Source organism: Neptunomonas sp. (assembly GCF_016744175.1).
Classification (GTDB): Bacteria; Pseudomonadota; Gammaproteobacteria; order Pseudomonadales; family Balneatricaceae; genus Neptunomonas.
The window spans coordinates 1-4287 of sequence record NZ_JADGEV010000091.1 but is presented as its reverse complement, the minus strand read 5'-3'; the positions used below and the strand labels follow the sequence as shown (position 1 = coordinate 4287).

Sequence of the window (4287 nt, the reverse complement as noted above, 5' to 3'; positions counted from 1 at the left end):
CTCGCGACTCGTCGGTTTTCAAGACCGGTGCTTTCGACCACTCAGCCACCCCTCCTATTGGATGGGCGCAGATTCTATAGTGTTGAGAAAAAGTGTCAAGTCTCTTATTCAATGTTTTGGCATAAAGTTTAAAAAAAAATGGTTTTTCACCTATTTTGCTTAGTTATTGAACAATCAGCCTCTAAATTGGCTGCGATTCATACACATTTGCAACCAATATTTAATACCGGCACTTCTAAACTTTTGTTTATGTAGCACCAGATAAAATTGCCGATGCATATCTCGGCCAGCGACATTGAGCTCAACTAAACTATTATTATCAAAAGACTCCTGTAGCGTAATGCGAGACAGGCAAGAGACCCCCACACCTGCTTTTACTGAGCGTTTAATCGCTTCTGTGTGCTGTAACTCCAATAACACTTTAAGACTCGGGAGCAAGCCATGCATTGCCCAATCAAATGTTTGACGAGTTCCTGAACCCTGCTCACGTAAAATCCAACCCGCACTCTGCAAATCTTGATCTGACAACACCGTTTTATGCGCTAATGGATGTGCAGGGGAACAAAACACCACAAGCTCATCCTCAAGCCAAGGAATGAACTCTAAATTTGCATCATTGGACTCCCCTTCAATTAATCCAATATCCAATTCATAGTTAGCTACTTTTTCTACAATCGCTGAAGTATTTGCAACATCTAGGGTTACTTTCCTACCCGGATGGTTAGACATATATGTAGCCATTAGCTCAACGGCTAAGTAATTTCCAATAGTGAGTGTCGCGCCTAATTTAAGGTGCCCCGGTGTCTGGTGTTGTCTCAGTTCATTTTCTAGGCTTCTGGCGCGCTCAAGCAAAGCTTCTACCCGAGGGCGGACCAAACGACCCAATTCATTGATCTGCAGCCGCTTACCGACTCTGTCGAAGAGCTGTATATCAAAATGATCCTCAAGATCTCTTAATGCACTGCTTGCTGCTGACTGCGACATAGAAAGGCTAGCCGCTGCACGTGTAATATTATTATGATGAGCTACCGCTAAAAAAACTTCCAATTGACGCAGTGAATACTTCATTATCGATATTTCCGATTACATATATATAAATACCCCGCTTTACCGATAAACTACGCTCTTATATCATTATCAGCAATATTTAATCGCACTTAGAACAAAAGGTGCTTAGAACTTATATACTTAAAACACAGAGAGATACGCACATGTCATCTATCGGTCAAGAACAGGTCACCAGCGTACACCACTGGAATGACACGCTTTTCAGCTTTAAAACTACCCGTGATGCAGGTTTTCGTTTTAAGAATGGTTACTTCACCATGATAGGCCTAGAACACGAGGGACGCCCTCTTATGCGCGCTTACAGCATTGCTAGTGCCAACCATGAAGAGGAACTGGAGTTCTTTAGCATAAAAGTACAAGACGGCCCTCTTACCTCTAAGTTACAACAGATAAAAGTAGGCGATAAAATTTTGGTCAGTAAAAAGCCAACAGGCACACTGATCAACGACCACTTACTGCCAGGTAAACATTTATACCTCATCAGTACAGGTACAGGTCTTGCACCTTTTATGAGCATTATCAAAGACCCTGAAATCTACGAAGCTTACGACAAAGTTATTCTAACTCACGGGGTTCGTTTCAAGTCTGAGCTCGCCTATGCAGACATGATTGTTAATGAACTGCCAAAGAATGAATATTTGGGTGAGCTTATCAGTGAAAAATTGATGTACTACCCTACTGTTACGCGTGAGAAATACCGTAACAATGGACGCCTGACAGACTTGATGGCGACAGGTAAGCTATCCAACGATTTGGGTTTACCACCGCTCAACCCAGAAACAGATCGATTTATGATTTGTGGTAGTCCTAGCATGCTGAAAGATACGTGTACGCTGCTGGATAAAATGGGATTTTCTGAACACCGCCGTAACGATTTAGGCCATTACGTTATTGAGCGAGCATTTGTAGAAAGCTAGTCAACACTATGACTAGCTGCCCCTTTTACCAGTCAGCCCTGCTGACTGGTTTTTTTATAGCTGTTCGTTGCATTTAACGCTCCCGCTGTTCCCATAATCCAACTACCCTCCTCAGGTGTAACACGTTAAGGTTATAAAACTAACCTGCAGGACTTTATCTATGGATTCGCAAGACCACCAGCCTCGATGGCGAAAACCGACTGTATTACTGTTTGTGATGGCTGCGGCTATGCCTTTTTCCATGGGTACATGGATGGCGCTTATCAACAACTTCTCAATTGAGTATGCACAGTTTGATGGCTCGGACATGGGCATCCTGCAAAGCGTGCGTGAAATTCCTGGCTTCCTCTCTTTTGCCGTTATCTTTTTACTACTAATCATCAAGGAACAAACACTGGCTGTTGTTTCACTCGCTTTACTGGGCCTAGGAACAGCATTAACCGGTTTATTACCTAGTTTTATGGGCCTATGTTTTACAACTGTTCTTATGTCTGTTGGCTTTCACTACTTTGAAACGGTAAACCAATCACTGCAGCTACAATGGCTAGCAAAGGGAGAAGCGCCTAAAGTCATGGGAAAACTCATCGCTATGGGTTCTGCTTGCGCATTAACGGCCTATGGCATTGTCTATATCGGACTGGAGTACTTTGGTTTATCTATGGTCTGGATTTACTTGGTCGGGGGCGGCATTACTTTTCTATTAGCGATGGCTGCTTGGAGTCTCTTCCCTCACTTTCCTGAAAAAGTTGAACAGCGTAAAAAGCTATTCTTAAAACAACGCTATTGGCTTTACTACGCGTTAGTGTTTATGAGCGGAGCGCGACGACAAATTTTCGTCGTTTTTGCAGGCTTTTTGATGGTAGAAAAATTCGGTTTTAGCGCCGCAGAAATCACTCTCATGTTTCTGGCTAATATGGCCATCAATATTGTACTTGCTCCCCTCATTGGCAAACTAATTGCTCACTGGGGAGAAAGGCGCGCCTTAACGTTTGAATACATCGGATTAATCGGCGTATTTTGTGCCTATGCAATGGTCGATAGCGCCATGTGGGGAGCGACGCTCTATATTATCGATCATCTGTTTTTTGCCATGGCAATTGCTATTAAAACGTATTTCCAAAAGATAGCATCACCAGAAGATATTGCACCTACAGCAGGAGTATCGTTCACGATCAATCATATTGCAGCTGTCGTTATACCCGCCAGTTTTGGTCTGTTATGGCTAATATCGCCCGCAATTGTCTTCTATGCAGGTGCCGCCATGGCAGGCATCTCGCTAATACTGGCTCAGCTGGTTCCTGACAGGCCAGTTGATGGTGCAGAAACGCGCATTTCTCAGCCAGTGTCAGCGTAAAATCAGACATGTGCCATATTAATAATACCGTCATGAATAAACTGTATCGCTAATGCAGCTAGCACTACACCAAGAAAGCGACGCAATATATCATCACCTGTGCGGCCAATGATTTTCTTCACATAACGGGACAGTATCATCATCACCAATGTACCCAAGCTGATGGTCAGAATAGCCAGAGTGATAGACAGTGTACCTTGGTAATCGGATGCTTTTGAAAACAGCAAAATCGCTAAGGTTAAAGAACCTGGCCCCGCCAACATAGGAATAGACATCGGAAACACCGCGATGTCTTTTCTTTCGGTGGTACTGGTGTGCTCTGTATCTTTGGTAATCATATGGAAAGCTGTATAAAACAACAAAATCCCACCAGAAATACGTAAAGCATCAATACTGATCCCCAGCTTATGCAGTAAAGGCTCGCCGAAGTTACCAAACAGTATTAAAAGTGTCGACGAGATAATCGCTGCTTTTATCGCCATTTTGACACGATGGCGCATATCATCAACAGGTACTAACGAGTGAAAAATAAGCGCCGCACCAATGGGATCAATAATGACGAAAAGCGCAATCATCGCGTTCAGATAAACAGCTATATCCACATCTAACTCCTACACAAAAGCAATAACTCGACCAAGGTCTAAACAATGAGCGCATAGTAATACGTCACAGGCGATAAAGCACCCATTGCCGAAGTGTTCTATCAAATAGACGGCTCTAAGCCAAAACCATATGGTTCATATAAAAAAAGCACCCGAGGGTGCTTTATAAACTAATAAAAAATCTCTGCTCACAAGGCCTAAGTGCTGGGCCTTACATATTTTTGCTTACATATTAGGGTAGTTAGGACCGCCGCCGCCTTCAGGCGTCACCCAGGTAATATTCTGAGATGGGTCTTTAATATCACAGGTTTTACAGTGCACGCAGTTCTGAGAGTTGATTTGGAAG

The 4287-nt window shown here is 43.3% G+C and carries 5 protein-coding genes; 2 read left to right on the top strand and 3 right to left on the bottom strand.

The features are described from left to right. Positions 1–174: 174 nt before the first annotated feature. Positions 175–1068 (bottom strand): LysR family transcriptional regulator, encoded by an 894-nt coding sequence (locus QZZ55_RS19860; RefSeq protein WP_293269158.1) that lies wholly within the window; start codon positions 1066–1068, stop codon positions 175–177. Between the two features lie 143 nt (positions 1069–1211). Between QZZ55_RS19860 and QZZ55_RS19855 the strand changes: the two genes are divergently transcribed. Together QZZ55_RS19855 and QZZ55_RS19850 are read left to right on the top strand one after the other, a co-directional pair. After that, entirely contained in the window at positions 1212–1985 is a 774-nt protein-coding gene (locus QZZ55_RS19855; protein ID WP_293269157.1) for a ferredoxin--NADP reductase, read from the top strand. 160 nt (positions 1986–2145) lie between these two features. Further along, entirely contained in the window at positions 2146–3339 is a 1194-nt protein-coding gene (locus QZZ55_RS19850; protein WP_293269156.1) for an MFS transporter, read from the top strand. Positions 3340–3341: 2 nt separating this feature from the next. Here QZZ55_RS19850 and QZZ55_RS19845 read toward each other — a convergent pair whose 3' ends face one another. Both QZZ55_RS19845 and QZZ55_RS19840 read right to left on the bottom strand, forming a co-directional pair. After that, on the bottom strand, positions 3342–3941 hold the full coding sequence (locus QZZ55_RS19845; protein WP_293269155.1) for a MarC family protein: 600 nt from the start codon (positions 3939–3941) through the stop codon (positions 3342–3344). A gap of 225 nt (positions 3942–4166) precedes the next feature. Continuing rightward, positions 4167–4287: 4Fe-4S dicluster domain-containing protein (locus QZZ55_RS19840; RefSeq protein ID WP_293267819.1), on the bottom strand; the 121-nt coding region annotated here is incomplete at its 5' end.

Bases quoted from the DNA above. Each gene is read 5' to 3' on its own strand.
- QZZ55_RS19860 (WP_293269158.1), bottom strand. From the start codon at position 1,068: ATGAAGTATTCACTGCGTCAATTGGAAGTTTTTTTAGCGGTAGCTCAT.
- QZZ55_RS19855 (WP_293269157.1), top strand. From the start codon at position 1,212: ATGTCATCTATCGGTCAAGAACAGGTCACCAGCGTACACCACTGGAAT.
- QZZ55_RS19850 (WP_293269156.1), top strand. From the start codon at position 2,146: ATGGATTCGCAAGACCACCAGCCTCGATGGCGAAAACCGACTGTATTA.